27 protein-coding genes and 4 pseudogenes are annotated in these 21,600 nt (G+C 62.5%); 8 read left to right on the top strand and 23 right to left on the bottom strand.

Going from position 1 to position 21,600, the window contains the following annotated elements:
• On the bottom strand, positions 1 to 576 hold a 576-nt coding region (locus IBX54_RS05360; protein ID WP_296541629.1), incomplete at its 3' end, for a tRNA-dihydrouridine synthase.
• Between the two features lie 205 nt (positions 577 to 781).
• Between IBX54_RS05360 and IBX54_RS05355 the strand changes: the two genes are divergently transcribed.
• A complete protein-coding gene (locus tag IBX54_RS05355) occupies positions 782 to 1,252 on the top strand; it encodes an SRPBCC family protein (RefSeq protein WP_296541628.1) in 471 nt (156 codons plus the stop codon).
• Between the two features lie 10 nt (positions 1,253 to 1,262).
• On the opposite strand, the gene IBX54_RS05350 is transcribed toward IBX54_RS05355, so the two are convergent.
• Entirely contained in the window at positions 1,263 to 1,451 is a 189-nt protein-coding gene (locus tag IBX54_RS05350; RefSeq protein WP_296541627.1) for a hypothetical protein, read from the bottom strand.
• Between the two features lie 55 nt (positions 1,452 to 1,506).
• On the opposite strand from IBX54_RS05350, the pseudogene IBX54_RS05345 reads away from it, so the two are divergent.
• Positions 1,507 to 1,839 (top strand): annotated as a pseudogene (locus IBX54_RS05345) (flavin reductase family protein); the annotation flags it as partial.
• 163 nt (positions 1,840 to 2,002) lie between these two features.
• Positions 2,003 to 3,343, top strand: coding sequence for a DUF2254 domain-containing protein (locus IBX54_RS05340; RefSeq protein ID WP_296541626.1), 1,341 nt, complete (start codon positions 2,003 to 2,005; stop codon positions 3,341 to 3,343).
• Positions 3,344 to 3,383: 40 nt separating this feature from the next.
• On the opposite strand, the gene IBX54_RS05335 is transcribed toward IBX54_RS05340, so the two are convergent.
• The 9 genes and pseudogenes from IBX54_RS05335 to IBX54_RS05295 all read right to left on the bottom strand — a co-directional run bounded on the left by IBX54_RS05335 (position 3,384) and on the right by IBX54_RS05295 (position 6,663).
• On the bottom strand, positions 3,384 to 3,590 hold the full coding sequence (locus IBX54_RS05335; RefSeq protein WP_296541630.1) for a hypothetical protein: 207 nt from the start codon (positions 3,588 to 3,590) through the stop codon (positions 3,384 to 3,386).
• Positions 3,551 to 3,793: a hypothetical protein gene (locus tag IBX54_RS05330; RefSeq protein ID WP_296541631.1), complete on the bottom strand. Its 243-nt coding sequence runs from the start codon at positions 3,791 to 3,793 to the stop codon at positions 3,551 to 3,553. The genes IBX54_RS05335 and IBX54_RS05330 overlap by 40 nt, the downstream gene beginning before the upstream one ends.
• Complete coding sequence (locus IBX54_RS05325) at positions 3,790 to 4,230, bottom strand: hypothetical protein (RefSeq protein WP_296541625.1); 441 nt, start codon at positions 4,228 to 4,230, stop codon at positions 3,790 to 3,792. The genes IBX54_RS05330 and IBX54_RS05325 overlap by 4 nt, the downstream gene beginning before the upstream one ends.
• A gap of 34 nt (positions 4,231 to 4,264) precedes the next feature.
• Positions 4,265 to 4,393 carry a hypothetical protein gene (locus IBX54_RS05320; RefSeq protein WP_296541624.1) on the bottom strand — a complete coding sequence of 43 codons (129 nt, stop codon included), beginning with the start codon at positions 4,391 to 4,393 and terminating at the stop codon, positions 4,265 to 4,267.
• A gap of 61 nt (positions 4,394 to 4,454) precedes the next feature.
• Positions 4,455 to 4,646, bottom strand: a pseudogene (locus tag IBX54_RS05315) (hypothetical protein); the annotation flags it as partial.
• Positions 4,612 to 4,989, bottom strand: coding sequence for a hypothetical protein (locus tag IBX54_RS05310; RefSeq protein WP_296541623.1), 378 nt, complete (start codon positions 4,987 to 4,989; stop codon positions 4,612 to 4,614). The pseudogene IBX54_RS05315 and the gene IBX54_RS05310, both read right to left, overlap by 35 nt.
• Positions 4,986 to 6,071: a transaldolase gene (tal, locus tag IBX54_RS05305; protein ID WP_296541622.1), complete on the bottom strand. Its 1,086-nt coding sequence runs from the start codon at positions 6,069 to 6,071 to the stop codon at positions 4,986 to 4,988. Before tal ends, IBX54_RS05310 begins: the two co-directional genes overlap by 4 nt.
• Positions 6,068 to 6,241: pseudogene (locus IBX54_RS05300) on the bottom strand (6-phosphogluconate dehydrogenase (decarboxylating)); the annotation flags it as partial. The gene tal and the pseudogene IBX54_RS05300, both read right to left, overlap by 4 nt.
• Positions 6,208 to 6,663: a PRC-barrel domain-containing protein gene (locus tag IBX54_RS05295; RefSeq protein ID WP_296541621.1), complete on the bottom strand. Its 456-nt coding sequence runs from the start codon at positions 6,661 to 6,663 to the stop codon at positions 6,208 to 6,210. The gene IBX54_RS05295 and the pseudogene IBX54_RS05300, both read right to left, overlap by 34 nt.
• A gap of 143 nt (positions 6,664 to 6,806) precedes the next feature.
• On the opposite strand from IBX54_RS05295, the gene IBX54_RS05290 reads away from it, so the two are divergent.
• From IBX54_RS05290 to IBX54_RS05280, 3 genes are all read left to right on the top strand, one after another.
• Positions 6,807 to 9,182 carry a phosphoketolase gene (locus IBX54_RS05290; RefSeq protein ID WP_296541620.1) on the top strand — a complete coding sequence of 792 codons (2,376 nt, stop codon included), beginning with the start codon at positions 6,807 to 6,809 and terminating at the stop codon, positions 9,180 to 9,182.
• Positions 9,183 to 9,190: 8 nt separating this feature from the next.
• The gene (locus IBX54_RS05285) at positions 9,191 to 9,400 is read left to right on the top strand and encodes a hypothetical protein (protein ID WP_296541619.1); all 210 of its coding nucleotides are present in this window, start codon (positions 9,191 to 9,193) and stop codon (positions 9,398 to 9,400) included.
• A gap of 164 nt (positions 9,401 to 9,564) precedes the next feature.
• On the top strand, positions 9,565 to 9,765 hold the full coding sequence (locus tag IBX54_RS05280) for a hypothetical protein (RefSeq protein WP_296541618.1): 201 nt from the start codon (positions 9,565 to 9,567) through the stop codon (positions 9,763 to 9,765).
• Positions 9,766 to 9,818: 53 nt separating this feature from the next.
• Here IBX54_RS05280 and IBX54_RS05275 read toward each other — a convergent pair whose 3' ends face one another.
• The 10 genes from IBX54_RS05275 to IBX54_RS05230 are packed head-to-tail and all read right to left on the bottom strand — an operon-like array spanning position 9,819 to position 16,863.
• On the bottom strand, positions 9,819 to 10,715 hold the full coding sequence (locus IBX54_RS05275) for a F0F1 ATP synthase subunit gamma (RefSeq protein WP_296541617.1): 897 nt from the start codon (positions 10,713 to 10,715) through the stop codon (positions 9,819 to 9,821).
• Entirely contained in the window at positions 10,712 to 12,307 is a 1,596-nt protein-coding gene (locus tag IBX54_RS05270; protein ID WP_296541616.1) for an alternate F1F0 ATPase, F1 subunit alpha, read from the bottom strand. Before IBX54_RS05270 ends, IBX54_RS05275 begins: the two co-directional genes overlap by 4 nt.
• Positions 12,304 to 13,128 carry a F0F1 ATP synthase subunit delta gene (locus IBX54_RS05265; RefSeq protein ID WP_296541615.1) on the bottom strand — a complete coding sequence of 275 codons (825 nt, stop codon included), beginning with the start codon at positions 13,126 to 13,128 and terminating at the stop codon, positions 12,304 to 12,306. The genes IBX54_RS05270 and IBX54_RS05265 overlap by 4 nt, the downstream gene beginning before the upstream one ends.
• A 3-nt stretch (positions 13,129 to 13,131) precedes the next feature.
• A complete protein-coding gene (locus IBX54_RS05260) occupies positions 13,132 to 13,413 on the bottom strand; it encodes a F0F1 ATP synthase subunit C (RefSeq protein ID WP_296541614.1) in 282 nt (93 codons plus the stop codon).
• Positions 13,414 to 13,440: 27 nt separating this feature from the next.
• Positions 13,441 to 14,142, bottom strand: coding sequence for a F0F1 ATP synthase subunit A (locus IBX54_RS05255; RefSeq protein WP_296541613.1), 702 nt, complete (start codon positions 14,140 to 14,142; stop codon positions 13,441 to 13,443).
• Complete coding sequence (locus IBX54_RS05250; protein WP_296541612.1) at positions 14,132 to 14,455, bottom strand: ATP synthase subunit I; 324 nt, start codon at positions 14,453 to 14,455, stop codon at positions 14,132 to 14,134. The genes IBX54_RS05255 and IBX54_RS05250 overlap by 11 nt, the downstream gene beginning before the upstream one ends.
• Positions 14,448 to 14,783, bottom strand: a complete 336-nt coding sequence (locus tag IBX54_RS05245; RefSeq protein WP_296541611.1) for an AtpZ/AtpI family protein — start codon at positions 14,781 to 14,783, stop codon at positions 14,448 to 14,450. Before IBX54_RS05245 ends, IBX54_RS05250 begins: the two co-directional genes overlap by 8 nt.
• Positions 14,776 to 15,165 carry a F0F1 ATP synthase subunit epsilon gene (locus IBX54_RS05240; RefSeq protein ID WP_296541610.1) on the bottom strand — a complete coding sequence of 130 codons (390 nt, stop codon included), beginning with the start codon at positions 15,163 to 15,165 and terminating at the stop codon, positions 14,776 to 14,778. Before IBX54_RS05240 ends, IBX54_RS05245 begins: the two co-directional genes overlap by 8 nt.
• The gene (gene atpD, locus IBX54_RS05235; RefSeq protein ID WP_296541609.1) at positions 15,155 to 16,549 is read right to left on the bottom strand and encodes a F0F1 ATP synthase subunit beta; all 1,395 of its coding nucleotides are present in this window, start codon (positions 16,547 to 16,549) and stop codon (positions 15,155 to 15,157) included. Before atpD ends, IBX54_RS05240 begins: the two co-directional genes overlap by 11 nt.
• Positions 16,546 to 16,863 carry a DUF1840 domain-containing protein gene (locus IBX54_RS05230; protein WP_296541608.1) on the bottom strand — a complete coding sequence of 106 codons (318 nt, stop codon included), beginning with the start codon at positions 16,861 to 16,863 and terminating at the stop codon, positions 16,546 to 16,548. The genes atpD and IBX54_RS05230 overlap by 4 nt, the downstream gene beginning before the upstream one ends.
• Positions 16,864 to 17,084: 221 nt before the next feature.
• Between IBX54_RS05230 and IBX54_RS05225 the strand changes: the two are divergent.
• Positions 17,085 to 18,450: pseudogene (locus tag IBX54_RS05225) on the top strand (N-6 DNA methylase).
• A gap of 319 nt (positions 18,451 to 18,769) precedes the next feature.
• The gene (locus IBX54_RS05220; protein WP_296541607.1) at positions 18,770 to 19,228 is read left to right on the top strand and encodes a RidA family protein; all 459 of its coding nucleotides are present in this window, start codon (positions 18,770 to 18,772) and stop codon (positions 19,226 to 19,228) included.
• An 18-nt stretch (positions 19,229 to 19,246) separates the two neighbouring features.
• Here the strand turns inward: IBX54_RS05220 and folK are convergent, their stop codons facing one another.
• Together folK and pcnB are read right to left on the bottom strand one after the other, a co-directional pair.
• On the bottom strand, positions 19,247 to 19,738 hold the full coding sequence (folK, locus tag IBX54_RS05215; RefSeq protein WP_296541606.1) for a 2-amino-4-hydroxy-6-hydroxymethyldihydropteridine diphosphokinase: 492 nt from the start codon (positions 19,736 to 19,738) through the stop codon (positions 19,247 to 19,249).
• Positions 19,735 to 21,339, bottom strand: a complete 1,605-nt coding sequence (gene pcnB / locus IBX54_RS05210; RefSeq protein WP_296541605.1) for a polynucleotide adenylyltransferase PcnB — start codon at positions 21,337 to 21,339, stop codon at positions 19,735 to 19,737. Before pcnB ends, folK begins: the two co-directional genes overlap by 4 nt.
• Positions 21,340 to 21,600: the final 261 nt, after the last annotated feature.

The raw sequence follows: 21,600 nt of genomic DNA, 5'->3' as shown, positions 1-21,600 counted from the left end.
CACCTGGCGGATGTCGGCAATACGCTCCCAATAGGCCGGCGGGCGGTAGCCGTGCATCTTGGTGCGTGCGTGCACCACCAACTCGGTCGCACCACCGGCCTCGATCGCCAGGGCGCAGGCTTCGGCCCGGCTGTCGTCATGCAGGCCAAGCCGCATCTTGGCCGACACCGGCAAATGCGCCGGCACCGCGCGGCGCACGCCAGACACGATCTGGAACAGCAGCTCAGGCTCTTCGAGCAGCGCCGAACCACCCCGATGCCGGTTCACCACCGGCGACGGGCAGCCAAAGTTCAGGTCGATGCCCTCGGCCCCCATCTCAACCAGCCGCGCCGCGTTGTCGGCCAGGCACGCCACATCCGAGCCCAGCAACTGCGGCCGCACCGGCACGCCCGACGCGGTCTTGCAGCCGGTCAGCAATTCCGGCACAAAGCGCAGGAAAACCCGCTCGGGGTAGAGCGTGCCGGTGACGCGGATGAACTCCGACACACAGCGGTCCACGCCGCCCACCCGCGTCAGGATGTCGCGCAGAACAAAGTCGAGCAAGCCCTCCATGGGGGCAAGAAGCAGGGTGGGCATGGTCAGGTCGGTTGAAACGGGTAATAAATCACGAATTGTCGTTCTCTGTGGGGCCGACTTCAGTCGACCTGACGGGTGCAAGTCCGCCCCACAAAGACCATGCGAGGCAAACGTCGCTGGCTTGGCTGCCATGAAGCTTGGTTTTGACAGAAACAGCGGCTGTCCGTACAGTCACCATTTCTCAACCCCTACTGGAACACCACAAATGGCCATCACCGTCAACATCGATCTGGGTTACGAATTTGCCGTCAAGGCCGACTACGGCACCGTCTTTGACACCCTGTCAGACGTGCCCAAGTCGGCCAGTTTTTTCCCCAAGGTGGACCAACTGGTGGACCTGGGTGATGGTGTGTACCGCTGGGAAATGGCCAAAATCGGCATCGCCCAGATCAGCCTGCAAACCATTTACGCGTCAAAGTACACATCCAACAAAGCCAAGGGCAGCGTGCTCTGGACGCCGGTGCCGGGCGAAGGCAACGCGCTGGTGTCAGGCTCCTGGAAAATCACCGACAAGAAAAAATCCACCCAACTGGTGCTTCAACTGCAAGGCGAACTCACCCTGCCCCTGCCCGGCCTGATGAAAAAAATGATCGCCCCGGTGGTCGAGGCCGAGTTCGAAAAATTGGTGGAGCAATACATCGACAGCCTGACCGCGCACTTTGGCGGCGAGGTGTGATGCGTTGATCTCAACGCATGTGGCGCCCAATCCAAGCCGCGGCGCCCTGAGGATGCCCGAACTCATCAATAGAACGCGCCGGGATGTCTGGGTGGCGCTCATTCCACATTTTGGCAAGCGCTGACCCGGCGCCGATTTCCAGCACGCAGACCACCTGCCGAGCAAGGCCTTCGGCGAGATGGTCGATGCGCAGCGCCACACACCCATGCTGTCAGCGCCGGAGGTCAAGGCCTTGCTCAACGCAAAAGCCAATGGCCGCCGTGGCGCCCGAGGTCAGTGAATTCGAACTGGCCGGCCTGACGCCACTGGCGTCAAACCTGGTGGCACCGCCACGCATTGCCGCGAGCCCGGTGTCTTTTGAATGCCGCCTCACGCAACTGCTGCAGTTGCAGGATGCCAGCGGCCAGAAGCTGCCAACCTGGCTGGTGCTGGGCGAGGTGGTGGCGGTGCACATTGCGCAGCGCCTGCTGGTTAACGGCGTTTATGACACCGCGCGCGCCGACCATGTGCTGCGCGGCGGTGGCGCGGCGGATTACTTTTCGGTGGGGCCAGAGCAATTGTTCAGGATGCATCGACCGCGCGGCTGAACTTCGGCTGTCATGGCCGCCGCCAGCCTGGTTCGTAAACGGCAATTGGAATTTCCTTGCACGTCTAAACCAGCTGGAATGCCGTTGAGTTCGTGCTGAGTGGGATCCGCCGACCAGCGACAATAACGCACCGGGCAACTCCGCCTCGATTGGAGACTGAAACTTGAACGCTCTCAAACAACTCTGGGGTAACTTGCGCACCAGCTTCTGGTTTGTGCCCTTTTTGATCGTAGCATTCAGCATCGCGCTTGCGGTGGTATTGATTGCGGCAGATTCCACTGTTGGTGACCGATGGCTGGCCCGTTGGCCGCGATTGTTTGGTGCAGACGCGATTGGCGCGCGCGCGATGTTGTCCACCATCGCCGGTTCGATGATGACTGTGGTCGGGGTGACCTTCTCAATGACATTGGTCACGCTGGCGCTGGCCTCCAGCCAATACAGTTCGCGCATTCTGCGGAACTTCATCCGCGATCGCGTCACGCAGGTGGTGCTGGGTATCTTTGCCGGCATCTTCACCTACTGCCTGATCGTGCTGCGCACCATCCGCGTCGGTGAAGAGTTCGGGTTTGTCGCCAGCCTCGCCGTGTCATTCAGTATTGTGCTGGCCATTGGCGGCATTGGCGTGCTCATTTACTTCATTCATCACATTGCGTCTTCGATCCAGGCATCAAGCATCATTGCGGAGGTGGCCGATGAGACGATGGATGCCGTGGATCGACTTTTCCCCGGCGCGCTTGGGCAAGCCGCTGGCGATGACGGGGCAGAGCAGGTGTCTCATGCCGTCGCACAGCACGTCTGGCAAACGGTGCCGGGTATCAGGAATGGCTATATCCAGAGCGTGGACGGTAACGCACTCATGCGCCTGGCGTGCCGGCACAAGACCATTGTGCGAATGGAACACGGTATCGGAACTTTTTTGGTTCAGGGAACACCCCTGGTCTCGGTGGCGCTGGACTCGCCGCCAGATGATGAACTGGTCACGTCGCTGCAGGCTGCCTACACCATCAGCCGTCACCGCACGCCGGAGCAAGACTGCGCCTTTGGCATCCGCCAGATCGTGGACATGGCCATGCGCGCCCTCTCGCCCAGCGTCAACGACACGACCACTGCTGTGATGTGCGTGGACTATCTGGCCGCCATTCTTTCACGGCTTGCGTTGCGCGATATTCCCTCACCGCACCGCCTTGTGGACGGGGAGCTGAGGTTGATCGCCGTCGGGCAGACGTTTGCCAGTCTCGTGTCTGAAGCATTCAATCAAATCCGCGGCAACGCAGCCGGCAATGTCTCCATCCTGTTGCGCTTGTTGGGTGCCGTTCAAACCATCGCGAGCATGACGGCCAGGCCACTGCGGCGCCAGGTGCTGCGCGAACAAGTGGCATGGATCGCTGAATTGGCCGAACGCACCATCGAGGCACCACACGACCTGGAGCGCTTTGCAAATCGGCTGGCGCAAGTGATCGAAGGATTTGAAACAGTGCCCGCTGTACCGGCCCTGCAAGGCTGAATCCCTGCACAAAGGCGGATCACAGTCGGCGTGAATACGATCACCCGCGCATCGTCCTTGTCGTCGGTCGGCACAATGTACCAGGGCGATTCTTCGGTGCTTGTTGCAGCCATGCCTTAACCGTAGGCCCGCATGCACGCATCCCAGAACCTGCGCTCGGGTGCTGGAAGCTGAACACCTGGCAGCCTTGCGGGCTGACGCCGGACATCACGTGGCGGATGGCGCCGTCCTTGCCCGCCGTGTCCATCGCCTGGAACACCACCAGCAAGGCGTGGCGGTTCGACGCGTAGAGCACAGCCGCTGCAGATCGCTCAAGGCCTCTACCTGATCCTCCAACAGCTTGCGGTACGCCTTCTTCGATTTGCACAGCGGCTTGATCTCTGTCTCCCACTGGTCGAGGTCTACCTCGTCGGCTTCGCGGACACGCAAAGACTGGGTTTCGATCTTCATGTGGATGCCTTGTTCTTCAATGGCGCCTGAGAGGCCAGCGACTGCGCGCGGGCCTGCGCCGCCTGTCGCACGGCCTCGCCGTGCGTGGGATAGGCGTGGATCACCCCGGCCAGCCGGCGCAGGCCCAGGCCGGCCACCATCGCAAGCGAGATGTTGTTGATCAACTCGCCAGCGTATCGGCCGACGATGGTGGCGCCCAGGATGCGGTCGGTGCCTTCGCGCACATGGATCTTCACGAACCCCTTCTCCTCGCCATCGGTGATGGCGCGAACCACGTCGTGCATCGGCACCGTATAGGTCTTGACCGGAATGTCCTGCGCGCGTGCCTGCCGCACGTACAGGCCCACGTGAGCCACCTGCGGGTCGGTGTAGGTGCACCAGGGCACCGTCAGCGCCGCGCTGGCCGAATTGCGCGCTGAAATGTCCGCGCACGCCATCGGGCACGGCAAAGCTCACGTCGGGGTCGAAGCCTTAGAACTGCTTGGCCGCGTGTGCCTCGTCCGCGCCCAGCGGCTCGCTGTGGGCGGCGGCGCTGTCCTGCTTGTGCGGCGCGCCAAAGCCGATGTGGCTGTTGCACGATGACCAGGGTCGGGCGGTCATGCGTGGCCTCGGCGCTCAATCCTTCCATCATGTCGCCATCGCCGGCCAGCGCAAACACGCGCTGATCGAACAGCGTGAAGCCGAGGCGGTTGTAGGTGGCTGCAGCCCAAGCTTGAGCGATGGCCATGCCCTCGCTGGTGGCCACGCCTTGGCCCAGCGGCCCGGTGGTGGTTTCGACACCGGTGGTCCAGCCGTGTTCCAGGTGGCCTGTGCAACGGCTACCGGCCTGGCGGAAGCTCTGCAGGTCGGCCATCGTCACGGCCAGACCGTCGCGGGTGGTCCAGACTCGTTGCCCCAGGCTCGGCTTTCACGCCGCACAGATGCGGCAGCCCGTACAGCAGCGCCGAGGCGTGGCCGACCGACAGCACGAAGCGGTCACGGTCAGGCCAGGCGGCGTCTTCGGGGTCGAAGCGCAAGAAGCGCTGCCACACGCAGTACGCCGTGGGTGCGGCCCCCATGGGTGTGCCCGGGTGGCCGGAGTTCGCCTTCTGCACCTGGTCGATGGCCAGCCTGCGCAGCGTGTTGATGCACGGCAGGTCGAGCGTCTGTTCTTCGCGATCCGCCTGCCAAGACAACCGGGTGCTGACCGTGTTCACACCCGCAGCCCCGGCGACACGCATTTCTCGCGGATGCGCGTCAGCAAGGCATGCCAGGAGGTGGCAAAGGCATCGACCCCCTCGCACTGTAGCCGGGCGGCCAGCGCGTTGTCGTCGATGCCCTCGCGATGGAACGCCTCGATCACGGCTTCGGCGTAGCCGCCGTCGGGCGGCAGCGGCCGTTCGACCCGCCCGTGGTCGGCGAAGGCCAGCAGCGTCTTCTCCGGCAGCGTATTGATCGTTCCGGGTGCCGCCAGCGCCTGCACGTACAGCGTGTCTGGCGCCGCCGGATCCTTGGTGCCGGTGCTGGCCCACAGCAGGCGCTGCGGGTGCGCACCGGCGGCCGCCAGCCGCTGCCAGCGCTCAGACGCGAGCAGTTCGCAATGGGCCTTGTAGGTGCGCACGGCGATGGCAATACCGAGCCGGTTGTGGAAGAGTGGCGAGACCTCCTGTTTCACCGCGACATCCCAGCGGCTGACGAAGAGCGACAACACCGATGTCACCTTCAGGTCAAGACCGGCCGCCTGCCGACGTTCGAGCCCGCGCATATAGGCCTCGGCGGCCGCCAGCACCTGCTCGCGCGAGAACAGCAGCGTGACGTTGACCGGCACGCCGTCGAAGATCACTTCCTCGATGGCCTCGAGGCCCTCGGACGTGCCCGGAATCTTGATGAACAGGTTCGCTTTGTCGGCCTTGCGGTGCAGCCGGTTCGCAGCCTGGATGGTGTGGGCGGCGTTGCCAGCCAGCAGCGGCGAGACCTCGAGCGACACCCAGCCGTCCACGCCATCGCTGGCGTCGAAGGCGGGGCGAAAGAGGTCCGCCGCCTGCGTCAAGTCTTGCAGGGCCAGCTCGAAGAACAGCTCTTCTTCCGCCAGACCCGCGTCGTGCAGCACGCGGATGCTGGCGTCGTAGCTGTCGCCCGCGCCGATGGCGTGTTCGAAGATCGTCGGGTTCGAGGTCAGGCCGGTCACCGACAGGTCCTGGATGTAGCGCGCCAGGGTGCCGCTTTGCAGCAGCGTGCGCGTGATGTTGTCCAGCCAGAGGCTCTGGCCGAGCTGATGCAGTGCTTGCGTGGCATTCATGCGTGCAGTCCTTGGTTCAGGTGGGGTGGGGCGGGTTCCTCGACGTGACCGCCAAATTCATGGCGCATGGCCGACTGCACGCGGTTGGCGAAGTCGGCTTCGCCGCGCGAACCGAAGCGGGCGTACAGCGCAGCGCTCAACACAGGCGCGGGCACGGCTTCGTCGATGGCGTGGTCGCGCTTCGAGTCGGCCGTCCAGTACGGGGGCGACCGTAATGCGTGTACAGGCTCGTTTCGCGTTGCCGGTCCAGACCGGTCGACGGATCGTAGGTCGGCGCAGCTTTCACCGCTTCGCGGTTCAGATCGACCGTCACCAACTCATCCGACCAGTGCACGCCGCCAATCCACTGCGGGGCGATCAGCACCTTGTGCCCGAGCCACCAGTTGCTGGTATTGACAACGAGGTAGCGGATAGCCCATGTCTCGTCATCGATCAGGAACCCCTCAACATGCCCCACCTCACCATCGGTGGCGTGGATGTGGTAACCGACGCCCGCCTCGCAACTGCGCAGGTGGGGATCGTCGTCGCAGTGACGCTCGCGCTCGGCGCCGGCGTCGGCGTCGCCATCGGCAATTGATCCGGGATCGGGCATTCTGTGGCCGCGCAGCGGGGCTGTCTGTGCGTTGCCGCACCCAGGCGGTGGTCGCGGTCCACTTTGCGCGGGGAGGCAGCCCTGGCGACACTTCGTGCGGTAGCGAACAGACGCAGGCGTCCCTCCAGGCCTAACGTATTCTTATGAGACACTCTCCTGCCGAGGCCGCACTTCAGAACCTGGACGCCTACTGGCGCGCCGCCAACTACCTCTCAGTAGGCCAGATATTCCTGTGGGATAACCCGCTGCTCAAGCGCCCACTGAGCTTGGCCGATGTCAAACCCATGCTGCTCGGGCACTGGGGCACGACACCGGGTCAGAACTTCATCTACGCGCACCTCAACCGTGTCATCAAGGCCTACGACTTGGACATGATCTATGTCTCAGGCCCCGGCCACGGCGGCCCCGCAGTGGTTGGCAACACCTACTTGGAGGGCAGCTACAGCGAGGTCTACCCCGAGATCAGCCGCGACGAGGCTGGTCTGAAGAAGCTGTTCAGGCAATTCTCGTTTCCTGGTGGCATCCCGAGCCACGCCTCGCCCGAATGCCCGGGCTCGATCCACGAGGGCGGTGAACTGGGCTACTCGCTGAGCCATGCCTTCGGTGCCGTCTTCGACAACCCTGAACTGATCGTGGCCTGCGTGGTCGGTGACGGCGAGGCCGAGACCGGGCCGCTGGCCACCGCCTGGCACTCGAACAAGTTCCTCGACCCGGCCACCGACGGTGCGGTGCTGCCGATCCTGCACCTCAACGGCTACAAGATCGCCAACCCGACGGTGCTGGCGCGCATCACGCGCGAGGAACTGGATCAGTACCTGCGCGGTTGTGGCTGGACACCGATCTTTGTGGAAGGCCATGAGCCCGAGGCGATGCACGCGTTGATGGCAGCGGCACTGGATCAGGCCGTGGCAGACATCCAGCGCGCCCAGCGCCAAGCACGCCAGAACGGCCAGCACGGTCAAGTCGAGCGCCCACGCTGGCCGATGATCGTTTTAAATTCCCCCAAGGGCTGGACTGGGCCTAGGGAGGTCGACGGGCAACCCATCGAGGGCAACTTTCGCTCACACCAGGTGCCGCTGCACCCGGCTGAGCACCCGGGTCACCTGAAGCTGCTGGAAGACTGGCTGCGCAGTTATCGTCCAGAAGAACTCTTTGACGCGCAAGGACGCCTGCAACCTGAGCTTGCTGCGCTGGCGCCAAGCGGGCAGCGGCGCATGGGGGCCAATCCCCACGCCAATGGCGGCCTGCTGCTGAAAGACCTGCACTTGCCTGACTTTCGCGAATACGCAGCGGACGTGCCCACACCCGGCGTACCGGGCATCGGCGATACGCGTGTGCTCGGGCCGTTCCTGCGCGACGTGGCAAGGTTCAACGACGCCGAGCGCAACTTCCGCGTCTTCGGACCCGACGAGACCGTCTCCAACGGCCTGGCGGCCGTGTTCGAAACCACCAACCGCCAGTGGGACGCCGCCACCGCCCCGGGCGACCAATGGCTGGCCCCCACCGGCCGGGTGATGGAGATGCTCAGCGAACACCAGTGCCAAGGCTGGCTGGAGGGCTACCTGCTGACAGGCCGGCACGGACTGTTTAATTGCTACGAGGCCTTCATCCACATCGTCGACTCGATGTTCAACCAGCACGCGAAGTGGCTGAAAGTCAGCGCGCAACTGCCTTGGCGGCACAACATTGCGTCGTTGAACTACCTGCTGGCCTCGCATGTCTGGCGCCAGGATCACAACGGCTTCACGCACCAGGACCCTGGCTTCATCGATCTCGTTGTGAACAAGAAGGCCGAGGTGGTGCGGGTATATCTGCCGCCCGATGCCAACTGCCTGCTCTCGGTGATGGACCATTGTCTGCGCAGTCGCCACTACGTTAATGTGGTGGTCGCGGGCAAACACCCGGCACCGCAATGGCTGACGATGGACGCAGCCGCGGCGCATTGCGCCGCCGGCATCGGCAGCTGGGACTGGGCCGGGCATGAACCGGACGATGCTGATCCCGACGTGGTTATGGCCTGCTGCGGCGACGTGCCGACGCTGGAGACGCTGGCTGCCGTTCAAATCCTGCGCGAAGAACTGCCCGAGTTGCGAATCCGGGTCGTCAATGTCGTCAACCTGATGAAGCTGCAGCCACCGAGCGAGCACCCACACGGCCTGGCGGACGCGGCCTTTGACGCACTGTTCACGCGTGACAAACCGGTCATTTTCGCGTTCCACGCTTACCCCTGGCTGATCCACCGGCTGACCTACCGGCGCACCAACCACAACAACATCCATGTGCGCGGCTACAAGGAAGAAGGCACGATTACCACGCCCTTCGACATGACGGTGCTGAACGACCTGGACCGCTTCCACTTGGTGATGGACACCATTGATCGGCTGCCGCAGACCGGCGCCGCAGGTGCCGCGTTGAAGGTCAAACTGGCCGAAAAACTCGTTGCACACAAGCGGTACATCAGGGCGCACGGGCAGGACATGCCCGAGGTTCGCAACTGGCGCTGGAACGACGCGAAATGAAAGAAAGCATGCCAAAAATTGAACAGCTAGAGCTGAAGGCGCACCGCGCCCAACTGGAAGAAGATGTCAATGACCTGGTCGAAAAGTACCGGGCCATCTTTGGCTGGGACGTGCCCGGCGTTGATGAAGCGCTGTCGGAGCGACTCATCCTCGCAGCCATCCGGCAGGCGCTGGACGGCCGCGAGAAAAAATTGCCCGGCACCCGGTCGCCCCCCTGAGCCCGGGCCGTTCCGGCTCACGTTTCGGCGGGTACTGTTTCGAGGGTCTTGGGTGTGCCATCGCACAGACGGAGCCGCGCAGGATACCGACGATTGCCCTGAGTTCGAAAGACTCGAAAGACGATCTGCATTTTGAATGCACAACCAACCAGAAGGAGATACTGATGTTCCGAACCATCACGGCAACCTATGCCAGCAAAGCCGCCGTCACCAACGTTGTCGACGAACTGATCAATGGCGGCCTTCCGAGCGAAAAAATAACGAGCGACGATGCCACGATGCTGGTCATGGTCAAGGTTCCGACAACGGAAGTTCCAGGAATCATGGAAATCCTGAATCGTCACGAGCCGACCAAGATTTCCTGAGGCACGCGGCCAGGGGCTGCGATGACACTTTGTGAGCCAACGGCGCCAACACGCTATGCGCGTGGCGCGGCGCTGGTCAGCGCTTCAAACCCGGAAATCACATCGAACAATTCTTCGTCAATGCCACTTTGGCGCAGGCGGTGAAACGAGCGGTTCAGGTCTTCCAGCAATTCATCGATATTTTTTTCAGCACGCTGCATGGCGGCCAGCCGACTGGCGTTTTCGCTTGCCAGGGATTCGGCGCAGGCCCTGAAAAGCGAGACAAACAGGTATTCGCGCACGAAGGCCAGCAAGGTCGCTGCCGCGTCACCCATGACCTCCGGCAAAATTTGGGTCGGCCAGGCCATGGCCGTCAACTTGCGCCGCCAAACCTCATCGAGCGGCAGCAAGCGCTGGCAGGTGGGGCTGTAAATTGCCCCGGCGTGGGGGCTGTTGTGAAAAACGATGACCTGCGCGATCTCAGCTTTTTCACGAAGCGCTTCAATCCCGATCAGAATCTGCCCGACCAGCGGCGTGATCGCGCCAATGGAGCCCGGCAAAATGAAGCTTTGACCCAGCCCCAAGTCCGTCTCCAGCAGCCTTGAGCGGATGCGCTCGCCGACGGTCCAGACGGTTTTTTCGCCCGGCAAATCGTTCAAGGTTTTGACGACAAAATCGGCCATCAAATCGTTGAACTGGCCGACCAGGCCCTGGTCGGAGCCAAACACCACGGCGGCTATTGGCCCGGTTTCCCTGCGCTGCGCTGGCACCGGGGCAACCGGCCGTTCGATCTCGCGCAAGCACGCGCCCAGCCCCAGTTGCACGGTGCAGTAGTAATCATCAAGGGCGCGCACGGCGCTCTCGTATTGACCGATGCTGCTGGCCGCCACCGCCTTCATCGTGCGCACCACGGATTGCAGGTCACCGGCCGTGCCAATCTTGCGGCTCAGGCTGGCGGTAGTGTCGCTCATGCCGAGTCCTTGCCAGCAGGCCGGGCTTGTGCGCCGATGTCCGTTGCCGCCTCAGACGCCGCCTCGGGAAGAAAGCTGGCAAGCGCCGTGCGGGCGATCTGGACAATCACACCCCGGTCCGCGTCACTCATTTTGTCGGCGGTATTGAAGCGCGCCTGCACCTCGTCGGGCAGCTCGGCGGCGGCCTCGCGCACGGCCTGCTCGGCATCCATCATCCGGTCGAGCGGCACGCTGTCAAAAAGCTTTTCGCTCAACGCCATCAGCACCGCAATTTGGGCGGCCACTGGCACCGGCGCAGATTCCGGCTGCTTCAGGCAGGCCCGAATGCGCCGTCCGTGCGCGATGATTTTGGTGGTGTCCTCGTCCAGCCTGGCGCCGAAGCGGGCAAAGGTTTCCAGTTCCTCGAACTGCGCGTAGGCCAGCTTGAGGTCGCCGGCCACCGCGCGATAAGAGGCGCGCTGCGCCTTGCCGCCCACGCGCGAGACCGATTTGGCGACATCCACAGCAGGCAGAACGCCCAGCTCAAACAGCGCGGGCGAGAGGTAGATCTGGCCGTCGGTAATGGAGATCAGGTTGGTCGGAATGTAGGCAGAAATGTTCTGCGCTTCTGTCTCGATGATCGGCAGGGCCGTGAGCGAGCCGCCACCACGCTCCTCGCGCAGATGGGTGGCGCGTTCCAGCAGGCGCGAGTGGATGTAGAAAATGTCGCCGGGAAAGGCTTCGCGCCCAGGCGGGCGGCGCAGCAGCAGGGACAGTTCGCGGTAGGCGCGGGCATGCTGCGTGAGGTCGTCGTACACGATCAGCACGTCGCGGCCCGCTTCCATGAAATGCTCGGCAATGCTGGTAGCAGCATAAGGCGCAATGTAGGCCAGGCCGGGCGGGTCATTGCCCTCGGTGACCACCACCACGGTGTAGGCCAGCGCGCCCTTGGCCTTCAGCACGGCGACCGCCTTCGCCACAGCCGACCCACGTTGGCCAATCGCGCAATAAACACAGACCATATCCTGGCCGCGCTGGTTGAGGATGGTGTCAATCGCAATCGCCGTCTTGCCGGTCTGCCGGTCGCCCAGAATCAGCTCGCGCTGGCCGCGTCCGATCGGTATCAAGGCATCAACCACCTTCAGGCCGGTCTGCAGCGGCACCGTCACCGGCGCGCGGTCCATGATGGGCGCGGCGGGGCGCTCAATGGGCAATCGTGCGCTGGTGGCCACCGGCCCCCGGCCATCAAGCGGGCGGCCCAGCGGGTCAATCACCCGGCCCAGCAAGCCGTCGCCCACGATGACGTCCATCACCCGGTCAGTGCGCTCGACTTTATCGCCCGCCTGCAGACGCGAATAGTCACCCAGCAGCACGACACCGATTTCAGTCTCATCAACATTGAAGGCGATGCCAAATACGTTGCCAGGAAACTTCAGCAGTTCGTCATACCCCACGCCCGGCAGGCCGGACACCATGGCGATGCCGGTGGAAACGCTGGTGATCAATCCCACCTCCTGCGGGCTCAAACGCGCCTGGTAGGTTTCGCGCCCGTGACTTAAGGCCGCAAAGCTGCTCTCAATGACACCTTGAAGGCTGTCGGAGGCTGCGTTCATGCGGCTTTCTCTGGCGCGGGCATTGACACGGCCGTTGATGTGCCCGCATAAATTTGGCCATCGGACTGTTCCTTGCTGAAGTCGCCAATGCGCTGCTCCAGTGACGCAAGAAAATCTGCGATGTTCCAGGCGACCTTCCAGCCGTTCGCTGTCAGTTCGATGCCGCTGATCAGCTCTGGCGTGGTGTCAAACTGAATCTTGATGTCAGACGAGAGCGACTCATTGAGCGCCTGTTGCATGGCATCTCGTTGGCTTGCGGACAGCGCGAAGGCGCTGCGCACGCGCACCGTGTTGGACGAAGTCGTCAGTGCCTCGGCAAGAGCCGTTTTTGCCGCATCGTCGAGTTCTCGCAAGCGCTGCGTGAACACCGCGCCCATGCGTTCTTCAAGGCTCAAACCGGCCAGATCGGCCAGCACTTTCTGCGCAATGGCAAGCACCTCTTCTCGGCTGCGACGGGCGATGTCCTGATGCAGGGTTTGCAACTCGCGGGTCAAGGCGTCTTGTTTCTTGGTGCGCAAGGTGTCGGCCACTTGTTGCGCCTCGTCGAGCAGGCGTTGGCGCTCGGCCCGGGCCTCGTCTTTGGCCTGCCCCAGCAATTCATTGCGCTGCCGATCAAAATCCTCATTCTTCTTTTGAAACGCGTCGCGCTCCTTTTGCGCTGCTGTTTGTTTCAAGGCCGCGTCGGCGAGGGCCAGCGCAATTCGCTTCTCTCGCGCGTCGATGGCGTTGAGGATGGGCTTGTAAAGAAAGCGCTTCATCAGCCACACCAGCACAAGAAAGTTCAGCGTTTGCGCCCCAAAGGTAAACCAGTCAAAAAGCATGGCTTACTTTCCGGCAGCCAGGGCGATGGCGTTGTTCCAGAACGGGTTGGCAAAAATCAGGATCATCGAGACCACGAAGCAATAAATCGCGGTGGACTCGATCATTGCCAGGCCCACAAACAGGGTCCGGGTGATGGTGGCGGAGGCGTCGGGCTGCTGCGCCAAGGCGGTGAGCGCTGTCGCCACCGCCCGCCCTTCCGCAAATGCGGGGCCCATGGTGCCGAAACCCGTGGTGATGCCGGCGATGACGATGGAGGCCACCGCAATGATTGTCATGCTGTCCATAAAGAATCCTTGCTGTATAAGTTGTTGTTAAATGTTGGGCGCCGGCTCAGCCTTGGGCGTGGACTTGCGCACATGCGTGGCGGCGGCGATGTAAACCGCCGCCAGGATGCTGAAAATGTAAGCTTGCACCATGCCCGTGAGCAGCCCCAGCACGGTCATGACGATCGGAAAAATGAAGGGCGTGATGCTCAGCAGAATGCCGATGATCATGGCCCCGCTCATCATGTTGCCAAACAGGCGCACGGCCAGCGCCAGCGTTCGCGAGATCTCGCTGATGAGGTTGAACGGCAGCATGATGGCGGTCGGCTTCAGGTAAGACTTGAGGTAGCCGCCCAGGCCCTGGTCCTCAATGCCGAACAACGGCACGGCCACCATCACGCACAGCGCCAGCGCGGCCGTGGTGGACAGCGAACCGGTCGGTGGCTGGTAGCCGGGAATGACGGTGCACAGGCTGGCCATGGCGACAAACAGAAACAGCGTGCCAAGAAAGCCGATGTATTGGCGTGGATGGCGCAGGCCGACATCTGCAATTTGCTGCTCGATGCCGGTCACGACGATCTCCAACAGGTTTTGCCAGCGCGAGCGGGTGTGGTCGGTGGAGAGTTTGCGCGTGATGAGTTTGGCGCCCACAACCAGCACCAGCATCAGTGCCCAGGTGTAAGCAATGGTGGCATTAAGCTTGAAAAAGCCGTATTGCCAGAAGACGATTTCATCGGGGCTAAGGCGCATGGCGGGCCTCCTGTGACGGGCATGACGGGCGCGTTTGGCCTACTTCAGGCCAGCGGACCTGCCTCTTTACGAGTTGGCGCGCCATCACAAAACCGACCAGGCAGCTGAGCAAGCGCTGCCAGTCGCCATCCGAGACAAAATAGAAACCGGTCATCGTCACACCCATCCTCAGCAGCAGGCTGCCAAATACCCAGAGCGCGGGCTTGGCAGAAACAAGGCTCTTTCTAATCGTCCACCACAGACCGCCGAAAAAAAACGCACCGAGCGCCCCACCCGCGATCCCTGCCAGCAGCAGGGCCAATGTGTCATTCATCATCATTCTCCTGTTCGTCCCGCATGGCCTGATCTTCCCTGTTCACCCAGTGCCAGGCATTCAAGCAGCCCAGTGTCAGCCCGGCCATTAACAGCGCCAGCGTCCAGGTGCGCCCACCGGGGTAGCGGCGGTCCAGCCAGAGACCCAGCGCTGCGCCCAGCAGCGTTGGCACCACTACCGACCAGCCGACGATCCCCATCACCCCCAAGCCGGACCACACGCCCGGCGCGGCGTTGCGCCGTGCCTTGAGCTTGCGCGCCGCCTTGGCACCAACCTGCTCGGCCAGGCCTGCATCTTTTTTCAGAATTTTGCCGGACTCGTCAGTCATGTTGGAACGTCGCAAAGCGGCGCAAAAAACCAGTCTCAAGCTTGGCCAGCACCGAGCGCACGTTTTGCTCATGCTCGTCAAGCGCCAAAAACTCTTGCTCCACCGCTTGTCGCAACTGCGCCAGGGTGCCGCCGCCCATGGCCCGCCGCACCGACACCCGCACATCTGCCCCGGTCTTGACCAGCACGCCGCCATCGACGGCGACAAAAACTTCGCCGTCAGCCGCTGTCTCGTAAATCAGAATTCCGGGCACCAGCGCCGCCACGCCATCGCGTCGGTGGGGCAACAAACCAAACGAGCCAGCGCGGGTTTCCGAGACGATGCGCGACACGCCTGATTTTTCGGCAAACACCTTGAAAGGAAGAAGAATCTTAAGGTTCATGGGTTTCGGCCGTCTCGGTTTGCTTGGCCCGGGCTTCGTCAACCTTGCCGATCATGTACAGCGCACGCTCAGGAACATCCTTGAACTCATCGCGCAGGATGCGTTCGCACCCGTCCAGTGCGTCTTCCAGACTGACCAGTTTGCCCACCATGCCCGTGAATTGCTCGGTCGTGAAAAACGGCTGGGTCAAAAACCGCTCCAGCCGGCGCGCGCGCCCCACCACGTTGCGGTCTTGCGGCGACAGCTGCTCCAGCCCAAGCATGGCAATGATGTCTTTCAGCTGGGCATATTGGGCCAGCGTGCGCCGGATTTCCTGCGCCAGCGCGTAATGACGCTCGCCCACAACGCCCGGCGTAGCCATTTTGGAACTCGATTGCAGCGGGTCAATCGCCGGATAAAGTCCTTCACTGGCGCGCTTGCGCGAGAGCACGATGGACGCCGACAGGTGCGAAAACGTGTGCACAGCCGCCGGGTCGGTGAAATCATCGGCCGGCACATACACCGCCTGAATCGAGGTGATGGCGCCGCTGTCGGTGTTGGCAATGCGCTCCTCCAGGCTTGACAGCTCCGTGCCCATGGTGGGCTGGTAGCCCAGACGCGACGGCATCTGACCCATCAGGCCAGACACTTCCGAGCCTGCCTGAATAAAGCGAAAGATGTTGTCGATCAGCAGCAGCACATCGCGGCGCTCGTCGTCCCGAAAATACTCGGCCATGGTCAAGGCCACGTGGCCGACCCGAAAACGGCTGCCCGGCGGCTCGTTCATCTGGCCAAAGACCATCACCATGTTGGGCAGCACCCCGGCGGCCTTCATTTCGCGGTGAAGCTCTTCGCCTTCGCGGCAACGCTCACCAATGCCGCAAAAAATGCTGACGCCCTCCTGATGCCCGACCATGTTGTGGATCATCTCCGTCAACAACACGGTTTTGCCGACCCCTGCGCCGCCGAAAAGTCCGGCCTTGCCGCCGCGCTCCAGCGGCAGCAGCACGTCAATGACCTTGATGCCGGTCTCGAAAACTTCGGACTGGGTTGAGCGCGCGGCCAGCGGCGGCGGTGCACGATGCACAGAGCGCCACTGCACATCGGGGGGCTCTGGCTGGCGGTCGATGGCATGGCCAAACACGTCAAACATGCGCGACAAAATTTGTTTCCCCACCGGCGCCTTGAGCGGCCCGCCGGTGTCAAGCACGGTCATGTCGCGCGCCAGACCTTGCGTGGGCGTCAAGGCAATCGCGCGCACATGGCTTGCATCGCGCTGAGCCAGCACTTCAAGCACGATCTGCCCCTCATCGGCGTGCAGCACGGTGTGAATGGCAGGCAAACTCACGTCAAACCGCACATCCACCACGCTGCCGCGCACGGCCACCACAGTGCCTGAATTCATACGCCCCAGACGACATCCTTGCCCGCCTGCGCACTGGTTCTGAGCAAATCGATGAACGGGGCAGCGCGATCGCGCAACCTGACACTGTCACCTTCAACCTCAACCACGACCCCTGGATGCTCGCGGCGCCTGGCTTCGGCGGCCTCGTGAATCTCGATAGCCGCCTCCAGCGCTGCGATGGCGGCCGGAATTTGGGCCACGGTGATGATGCCCTGCGCTGAGGGCGCCTTGCCAACAATGGTCAGCATTTGATCCCCATTGGCCTCAAGCATGATGACACCTGCGACTGCTTGGGATTTGAATTTATAAATCATGTTGAGCTCCGGAAGTAAGTACGTGCGCAAAGAACTGGCCAATGTCATGCAGGCTAGCCCAAGTTGACGGAGCCGTGCATGACAAAAATCAACACAGCCAGACAACACGTCAAGCAGGACCTTAGCCATGCCACGCGTATTCGTCCGTGCGGTTCACCACACAGGCGCAGCGGCTGAGCCGCCAATTCGGCTAAGATGCCCGGCTAGCAAAAGGGGATCTGATGGCGAAAGCATCCGGCAAGAAAAACGATTCGTCCGCAAACCTCGGCTTCGAGGCCAAGCTCTGGCTCACCGCCGACAAGCTGCGCAACAACATGGACGCGGCCGAATACAAGCACGTTGTGCGGCCTGATCTTCCTCAAATACATCTCGGACACCTTTGAGGAACACCGTGCCAAGCTCATCGCAGGCCAGGGCGACTACGCCGGTGCCAACCCCGAAGACCCCGACGAATACAAAGCCGAGAACGTCTTCTGGGTGCCCTTGGAGGCCCGCTGGCCCAACCTGCAGGCCAACGCCAGGCAGCCCAGCATCGGCAAGACCGTGGACGACGCCATGGTCGCCATCGAGCGCGACAACCCGCGCCTCAAAGGCGTGCTGCCCAAGGACTACGCCCGCCCCGGCCTGGACAAGCAACGCCTGGGCGAACTCATTGACGTCATTGCCACCATCGAACTCACTGCGGCCAGCGAGGGCGAGAAGACGCACCGCTCGGTCGATCTGCTGGGCCGCGTTTACGAATACTTTTTGACCCGCTTCGCCAGCGCCGAGGGCAAGAACGGCGGCCAGTTCTACACGCCGAGTTGCGTCGTGCGCTGCCTGGTGGAAATGCTCGCTCCCTACAAAGGCCGCATCTACGACCCCGCCTGCGGCTCCGGCGGCATGTTTGTGCAATCGGAAAAGTTCGTCGAATCACACGGCGGCAAGATTGGCGACATCAGCATCTAGGGCCAGGAGAGCAACGCCACCACGCGCCGCCTGGCGGTCATGAACCTCGCCATCCGCGGCATGGCCGGCTTTGTTCTGGCCAACGGCAGCATGTCGTCCAACCAGTCTGGCGAGGGCGACATCCGTAAAGCCCTGATCGAGGCCGACCTGGTGGACTGCATGGTGGCCCTGCCCGGCCAGCTTTTCTACAGCACGCAGATTCCGGTCTGCCTCTGGTTCCTCACGAAAAGCAAAGGAGCCGACGCCAAACGCGGTTTGCGCAGCCGCCGCCAGCAAACCCTCTTCATCGACGCGCGAAAAATGGGCACGCTCATCGACCGCGTGCACCGCGAGCTGACGGGGGCCGACTTGCAGAAGATCGCGGGCACCTACCACGCCTGGCGGAGCGATGACACGGCGACCAAGTACGCAGGCATCCCCGGCTTCTGCAAATCCGCCACCACCGTAGAGATCGCCGCGCACGGCCATGTGCTCACGCCCGGCCGCTAAGTCGGCGCCGAGCAAGTCGAAGACGACGGCGAACCCTTTGAGGAAAAGATGCCGCGTCTGGTTGCCGAATTGCACGCCCAATTTGCAGAGTCGGCCAAACTCGAAGCCCAGATCAAACGTAATTTAGAGGGACTTGGTTATGCCCTCTAAAAAGAAACCTACAGCTACAGCCGCAAACGGCGACTTCGAATCGCTGGTGGTTTCCATTGTCCAGATCCATCAGCGGCGCCAACGAGAACATGAATGGGTTGATTCGCGAGTTCTTTCCGAAGAAGATGGCGTTCGAATCCATCACTCCAACGGAGATTGCGTTGGCCATACATCACCTCAACCACCGCCCCAGAAAATGCCTCGGATACAGAACACCACATGAAGTTTTTACGGAGCAGTTACGACTGCATAATCACCCCGTTGCACTTCAGACTTGAATCCGCCAGTTTCAACAAACCCTGAAAGCAGAGGAAAAATCTTGAGCATCTACGTCAAACTCGCCCAACTCGGCATCACCCTGCCGCCGGTGGCTGCGCCTGCCGCCGCCTATGTGCCTTTTGTCCAGAGCGGCAATCTGGTTTTTTTGAGCGGCCACCTGGCCAAGAAAGACGGTAAGGTCTGGGTCGGCCAGTTCGGCAAGAACATGAACACCGAAGAAGGCAAGGCTGCCGCCCGCGCCGCGGCCATCGACCTGATGGGCACGCTGCACGCCGCCGTAGGCGACCTGAACCGGGTCAAGCGCATCGTCAAGCTGATGTCTTTGGTTAACTCCACCGGCGACTTCACCGAACAGCATCTGGTGACCAATGGTGCCAGCGAGTTGCTCGGCGAGGTCTTTGGCCCCGAAACAGGCGCACATGCCCGCAGCGCCTTTGGCGTGGCGCAAATCCCGCTGGGCGCCTGCGTTGAAATCGAGTTGATTGCCGAGGTGGATTGAGCCGGGTTGCTGCGCCTGTCAAACCAGTCGTTCAATTTCCTGGCTTGCCACCGCCAGCAATTGCGCACTGCTGACTTTGGTCGGCGCGATCTCAGCCAGCGGCACCAGCACAAAAGCCCGCCCCCACAGGCGCGGGTGCGGCACCTGTAGCGTGGGGCTGCAAATGCTGGCATCGCCGTACAGCAGGATGTCGAGGTCGAGCGTACGCGGCGCGTTGCGATACGCGCGCTCGCGCCCTGCCCCGTTTTCTAGGCGCTGCAAATTCAACAGCAGTTCGGGCGCATTCAAGCGGGTCGAGACAGCCACCACGGCGTTGATGAAATCAGGCCCGGTGGCCTCGAACGGCGCCGTGCGGTACAGGCTGGAACAAGTGATGAGGCGCGTTTGCGGCAAGGCGCCGATGCGCTGCATGGCCGCCCGCACGCTGGCCTGCGCGTCGCCCAGATTGGCCCCCAGCGCGATGTAAGCCAGTACCTCTGGCCGTTCCGGGGTGGCCACGAGTTTGTTCAAACCTGCGGGTCTTGCGCCGGTGCATCAGCCGCGCCGCGACCTGTCGGGCGACGGCGTCGGCGGCGTTTTTTGGGGGCTTCAGCGCCATCGCCTGCAACCGCGTCAGGGGGCAATGCCGCTCGATCCGGTGCGGCTTCGTCGCCAGCTGTTTGTGCTGCCGATCCAGTGGCGGCACGACCCGCCCCCGCGTGCACGCGGGGTGCGCGCGGGGCGCGGGGGGTTTTGGCGCGCTGTTGCTGCTGCTCCAGTTTGACTTCATCAACCATGTCGTTGCGCAGGTTGTCGTTGGCCAGGCTGAAAGCCTCCCACCAGTCCGACAGCACCATGTCAAGCTCGCCGTTTTCGGCGCGCAGGCGCATGAAATCAAAGGCCGCCCGAAAGCGCGCCTGCCCGACCAGCCCGAACGGTGCGCTACCCACACGTTTCTCGAAGCGCGGCTGCATCAGCCAGATTTCACGCATGTCACCGGCCAGCTTGCCACGCCCGGAGACGTCGCCAATGCGGGCATTGAACACGTCCTCGATCGCATCCTGCAGCGCCGGGTGCGAATGCTGGCCGCCGTTGATACGTGTGGCCCAGCCATCACGCACATCGGCCCACAACACGCAGGCCAGCAAAAAGCTCGGCGCCACCGGTTTGCCCTCGCCCACCCTGCGGTCGGTGTCTTGCAGCGCGGAATTGACGAACGGTGTTTCGGCGCGTTCCACCACCACGTCGAGCAGTGGGTAAATGCCTTGCGCCAGGCCCAAAGCCTTGAGTTGCTCGATGGAGGCCAGCGCATGGCCGGTTTGCAGCAGCTTGAGCATTTCGTCGAACAGGCGGCTTTGCGGCACCTGGGCCAGCAGCGCCAGGGACTTGAGCAGCGGCGTTGCCGTTTTGGGCTCCAGTTTGAAACCCAGGCCGTTGAGCTTGGCGGCAAAACGGATGGCGCGGATGATGCGCACCGGGTCTTCGCGGTAGCGCCCCGCGGCGTCACCGATCATGCGGATGACGCGATTTTTGGAGTCCTTGATGCCGTGGTGGTAGTCCACCACGATCTGCCTCTCGGGGTCGTAATACATGGCGTTGATGGTGAAGTCGCGGCGCACTGCGTCTTCTTCCTGCGGGCCCCAGACGTTGTCGCGCAGCACCCGGCCAGTGCTGTCCACCGCGTGCGTCATGCCGGCCAGCTCGCTCTTGCTGGTTTTCTCGTTGCCGGCCACCTGCTCGGCAGCCACGTTGTCAAGGTAGGCGCGAAAGGTGGAGACCTCAATCACCTCATGCTCGCGGCCCCGGCCATACACCACGTGCACGATGCGAAAGCGCCGCCCGATGATGAAGGCGCGCCGGAACAGGCCCTTGACCTGCTCGGGCGTGGCATTGGTGGCCACATCGAAGTCTTTGGGCACCAGGCCCAGCATCAGGTCGCGCACGGCACCGCCGACGATGTAGGCCTCAAAGCCCGCCTGCTTGAGCGTGCGCACCACGTTGATGGCGCGCTCATCGACCAGCTTGGGGTCGATGCCGTGGTCAGTCGGGCCAATTTCTGCCCGCTTGCCAAATGGGTGTTTTTTCTCCGGCGCTGATTTGCCCAGGAGCCTGTTGATGAATTTTTTAATCATTGCTGTTGGTGTTTTAAATTGACCATGCCGTCATTGCGAACGCGACCGTCATTGCGAACGCAGTGAAGCAACCCATGTCTGCCAAATGCATGGACTGCCGCGTTAAGCTTTCCATGAACAGGTTCCGTCATTGCGAACGCAGTGAAGCAATCCATGCACCCGGCAGTCATGGATCGCCGCGCTACGCTCGCGATGACGAAGTCTCGGTTCAAGGTCCGTGTGCGGTATTGCGTCGATACGGCAGGCTCGCAGTGACGACAT

The organism is Rhodoferax sp., assembly GCF_014859475.1.
Classification (GTDB): Bacteria; Pseudomonadota; Gammaproteobacteria; order Burkholderiales; family Burkholderiaceae_C; genus Rhodoferax.
Note: the sequence above shows the minus strand (reverse complement) of the source record. Positions and strands in the feature narration are given on the sequence as shown.

Bases quoted from the DNA above. Each gene is read 5' to 3' on its own strand.
- IBX54_RS05355 (WP_296541628.1), top strand. From the start codon at position 782: ATGGCCATCACCGTCAACATCGATCTGGGTTACGAATTTGCCGTCAAG.
- IBX54_RS05335 (WP_296541630.1), bottom strand. From the start codon at position 3,590: ATGGACACGGCGGGCAAGGACGGCGCCATCCGCCACGTGATGTCCGGC.
- IBX54_RS05330 (WP_296541631.1), bottom strand. From the start codon at position 3,793: ATGAAGATCGAAACCCAGTCTTTGCGTGTCCGCGAAGCCGACGAGGTA.
- IBX54_RS05325 (WP_296541625.1), bottom strand. From the start codon at position 4,230: ATGGCGTGCGCGGACATTTCAGCGCGCAATTCGGCCAGCGCGGCGCTG.
- IBX54_RS05320 (WP_296541624.1), bottom strand. From the start codon at position 4,393: ATGACCGCCCGACCCTGGTCATCGTGCAACAGCCACATCGGCTTTGGC.
- tal (WP_296541622.1), bottom strand. From the start codon at position 6,071: ATGAATGCCACGCAAGCACTGCATCAGCTCGGCCAGAGCCTCTGGCTG.
- IBX54_RS05295 (WP_296541621.1), bottom strand. From the start codon at position 6,663: ATGCCCGATCCCGGATCAATTGCCGATGGCGACGCCGACGCCGGCGCC.
- IBX54_RS05290 (WP_296541620.1), top strand. From the start codon at position 6,807: ATGAGACACTCTCCTGCCGAGGCCGCACTTCAGAACCTGGACGCCTAC.
- IBX54_RS05285 (WP_296541619.1), top strand. From the start codon at position 9,191: ATGCCAAAAATTGAACAGCTAGAGCTGAAGGCGCACCGCGCCCAACTG.
- IBX54_RS05280 (WP_296541618.1), top strand. From the start codon at position 9,565: ATGTTCCGAACCATCACGGCAACCTATGCCAGCAAAGCCGCCGTCACC.
- IBX54_RS05275 (WP_296541617.1), bottom strand. From the start codon at position 10,715: ATGAGCGACACTACCGCCAGCCTGAGCCGCAAGATTGGCACGGCCGGT.
- IBX54_RS05270 (WP_296541616.1), bottom strand. From the start codon at position 12,307: ATGAACGCAGCCTCCGACAGCCTTCAAGGTGTCATTGAGAGCAGCTTT.
- IBX54_RS05265 (WP_296541615.1), bottom strand. From the start codon at position 13,128: ATGCTTTTTGACTGGTTTACCTTTGGGGCGCAAACGCTGAACTTTCTT.
- IBX54_RS05260 (WP_296541614.1), bottom strand. From the start codon at position 13,413: ATGGACAGCATGACAATCATTGCGGTGGCCTCCATCGTCATCGCCGGC.
- IBX54_RS05255 (WP_296541613.1), bottom strand. From the start codon at position 14,142: ATGCGCCTTAGCCCCGATGAAATCGTCTTCTGGCAATACGGCTTTTTC.
- IBX54_RS05250 (WP_296541612.1), bottom strand. From the start codon at position 14,455: ATGAATGACACATTGGCCCTGCTGCTGGCAGGGATCGCGGGTGGGGCG.
- IBX54_RS05245 (WP_296541611.1), bottom strand. From the start codon at position 14,783: ATGACTGACGAGTCCGGCAAAATTCTGAAAAAAGATGCAGGCCTGGCC.
- IBX54_RS05240 (WP_296541610.1), bottom strand. From the start codon at position 15,165: ATGAACCTTAAGATTCTTCTTCCTTTCAAGGTGTTTGCCGAAAAATCA.
- atpD (WP_296541609.1), bottom strand. From the start codon at position 16,549: ATGAATTCAGGCACTGTGGTGGCCGTGCGCGGCAGCGTGGTGGATGTG.
- IBX54_RS05230 (WP_296541608.1), bottom strand. From the start codon at position 16,863: ATGATTTATAAATTCAAATCCCAAGCAGTCGCAGGTGTCATCATGCTT.
- pcnB (WP_296541605.1), bottom strand. From the start codon at position 21,339: ATGATTAAAAAATTCATCAACAGGCTCCTGGGCAAATCAGCGCCGGAG.